Below are 3074 nucleotides of genomic sequence, written 5' to 3'. Positions count from 1 at the left end.
AATATTCTTCTCTTCATTGAAGACGGGCATAATTACGGTTACCTCATTTTGCTTTAGCATACTGCACTCCTAACCCCTCATAGATCGTAATCAAGGTCTTCCCTTCCGCATCCCAATTGAAGTTTTCTGTCACAGCCTTCCGGCCGTTTTCTCCCATGGCCATTGCTTCGGCCGGATGATCTGTCAACCAAGTGATGGCCTTGGCAATAGCCGCCGGATCGAGAGGATCAACACAAAGCCCGCAATTATTCCCCTCAATAATCTCTTGCCACAACGGGAAATTTGAACCGATCACAGGAATTCCCGCCGACATATACTCAAATAATTTATTGGGCTGAGCATCCGTATGATTAGGGCCGGGATGCAATAAGACCAGGCCCGCACGGGACAAAGAAAATATCCTGGCCACCTCAGTTCTGCCAATTTGACCTAACTCCTCTACCCTCTCCCAGCCCGGCAGAGTTCTAATTTCCTCACGCAGCTGCGGGGGAGAGAATTTCCCACCCAGAAGAAGTTTCGCATCGGTTTGGCCAATCGCCTTTACCATTTCTGCGATACCGCGCACAGCAGTGATACTGCCGACGTAAGTTACGGCACGTTCCTTTTGGTCCCAGTCCTGACTGCCATATTCCAACTCGTCTAAGATCGGATAATTGTTAACCGCCTTACTGTTAGGCGTTATTTTAGCAAAACGCTTTTGGATAAAGGGAGTGGCCGTAATGACATAACTCATCCGCTTGGCGGCAAAATTTTCAAAAACCTCATATACTCTGGAAATCAGGAATCTTAGGGAAGCAGGAATCCAGGTCTTCATTAAAATATCGCGCGGTACATCTTCGTGAGAATCATAAATTACCTTTTTCCCGTTCCATCTTAAAAGTAACCCCACCGGGAGCAGCTCGGGATCATGAAAGTGATAAATATCTGCATCAAGAGCCCGTACTTTTTGGTAAACCGCCCAGACTGTTTTGGTCATGCGGGATAACCTTCCACCGCTCGGAGTCGCTGCACTATGCAAATGAATTCCATTGATGACTTGCTCCGGTGCATCGGGGGCTACCAAGTGTACTTCATACCCTCTGGCGGCTAATGTTGCACACTCTTTAAGATAAATGCGGGTATCTTTATAGGGATGAACCGATGTAAACTGACAAACTTTCATTCGCTTCTCCTGACTTCTAATAAGTTAACCAACCCGCCCACTTGTTCTTGCTTGGCAACCGCTAAACTCAAACCCCAAAAAGCCCATAATAATGGGTCTTCAAAGAATCTGCCTTCTCCTTGAGAACTAAGCCATATTACGAGAACTCCACAATTCGCCGCGAGCATATAGTTTCTCATTTTACCTGATGCTCTCAGATTTTGGATTAAAAACGTAGCAAGGAAAATAAGCATTGCCAGTATCCCTAAAATGCCCATCTCGGCTGCGACGGTCACAAGAGTAGTATGAGAGCGACTGACCACTCCTATGTACGGTAAGATGTAACTATAGGGATGTTCTATGGCCCATTGGAAATTCCCTAATCCGACCCCTGTAAATGGGTGCCCAAGGAACATCGCCCAGCCCCCTTCGATAAGGTATTGTCTGGTACCGATCGAGGGATCCTGTCCACTAAGCAGGAGAGAAATTCGCGACTGGACAGCTGGGATAAACCATAAGGAACTGATTCCCACCCCAAGTCCTGCCAAATACCTCCAGCGGTTTCTATTGGGGGAGAGTACGACTAAGACTATGATTCCAGCCAAAAGAATGAGCCAGGCCATACGGGAATACGTGAAAATCAGGGCCGCCAATTGGCAAAAAAGCCCCACTCCGATGCCCAGGCTCAGCTTCCACTGTTGCTTCAGTATGAGAATAGCAGTGCCTAGAATTGATATGTCCAAAAAACGAGCCAGAATATTCGAATCCATGAACGTAGCATTTACACGACGGGGTCCGGGAGCTATAGCCCCTCCCCAGATCCCCCAACCTGTTAAATACTGTACTATGCCAAAGATTGCCACAAGCGTGGCCATTACAAAGATTGTCCGCCAAACTCGCTCCAATATGAGCTCCAGTTCCCCTTCCGAACCTGAGCTGATCATAGCACCTATAGCTATACTCATACCAAGTGCGCTAAGGACGAGCAAGCGAGCCCCTTCCATAAGTGTGGCGTTCGGTTGCAGACTTCCGATTAAGGAAACCAAGGCTGCTATAAACAGCGCAAGTACACCCCAGTTAAGCATCGATCGAGAAAGAATGCCCAAAAAACTTAAACCCTGCTTTCGCATTAAAAGTCCTGCTCCCCAAGCAATTAAGAGCATGGTGGCAATCCTTACAAAAGTGAGGGTCGTCGGAGATTGCGGAGTACTTAGATAGGGAGGAAATAATACTTTACTGATATCCCAGGGAACCATAGCAAAAAAGAATGGTATTAGCCATCTACCCCATTTTTCCAATCCAGTATCCCTCCATCTGCTCCAGGCTATACCTGCTGATTTCATCCTGATTTATGCTCTTTCATGCAGAGGCAAGCTGATTCGAAAATGCGTATACCAATTGTCTGACAATCTGCTCACCTGCTTGTCCTGTTCCATATAAGACTTTGGAGAAATCCAGGGTATTCTTGCGCAGAGCTTGTTCAGCACGGAGGATATTATCCGGCTGGGCACCGACTAAGGTGTTGAAACCATTTTCCACGAGTTCCACCCATTCGGTTTCATCACGCAAGGTGACACAGTGTTTCCCAAAGAAATAGGCCTCTTTCTGAACACCGCCACTGTCTGTAAAAACCCCATTACAGGCAGCAAGCAAGGTGATCATATCAAAATACCCGACAGGGTTAGTAATTTGAATCTTACTCAGGGTGATCCCTTCACTTTCCAGCAATTTACGCGTTCGGGGATGCAGCGGCAAAACAACGGGGGTTCGGGTCGATATATCCTCTAAGGCTTGCATAATATTGGTGAGGCGGGTCGGGTCATCCGTGTTTTCTGCCCGATGAACGGTCGCGAGATAAAAGCCGCCGGCTAACCTTGCCAGCAAAGTTGCAGTTTCCGGAGAGGGCTTGGCAATCTTTTGATAGAAGAGGGCT

The 3074-nt window shown here is 47.4% G+C and carries 3 protein-coding genes; all 3 read right to left on the bottom strand.

Going from position 1 to position 3074, the window contains the following annotated elements; all coding sequences use genetic code 11:
* Positions 1 to 43: 43 nt before the first annotated feature.
* Positions 44 to 1162, bottom strand: a complete 1119-nt coding sequence (locus tag AC6I5A_RS06225; protein WP_034613106.1) for a glycosyltransferase family 4 protein — start codon at positions 1160 to 1162, stop codon at positions 44 to 46.
* Positions 1159 to 2439 carry an O-antigen ligase family protein gene (locus AC6I5A_RS06220; RefSeq protein WP_052167932.1) on the bottom strand — a complete coding sequence of 427 codons (1281 nt, stop codon included), beginning with the start codon at positions 2437 to 2439 and terminating at the stop codon, positions 1159 to 1161. The genes AC6I5A_RS06225 and AC6I5A_RS06220 overlap by 4 nt, the downstream gene beginning before the upstream one ends.
* Before the next feature lie 61 nt (positions 2440 to 2500).
* The coding region (locus AC6I5A_RS06215) for a UDP-N-acetylglucosamine 2-epimerase (RefSeq protein ID WP_034613104.1) at positions 2501 to 3074 on the bottom strand (574 nt) is incomplete at its 5' end.

Source organism: Desulfosporosinus sp. Tol-M2 (assembly GCF_059735615.1).
Note: the sequence above shows the minus strand (reverse complement) of the source record. Positions and strands in the feature narration are given on the sequence as shown.

Excerpts from the sequence above, each read along its gene's own strand:
- AC6I5A_RS06225 (WP_034613106.1), bottom strand. The coding sequence starts at position 1,162 with ATGAAAGTTTGTCAGTTTACATCGGTTCATCCCTATAAAGATACCCGC.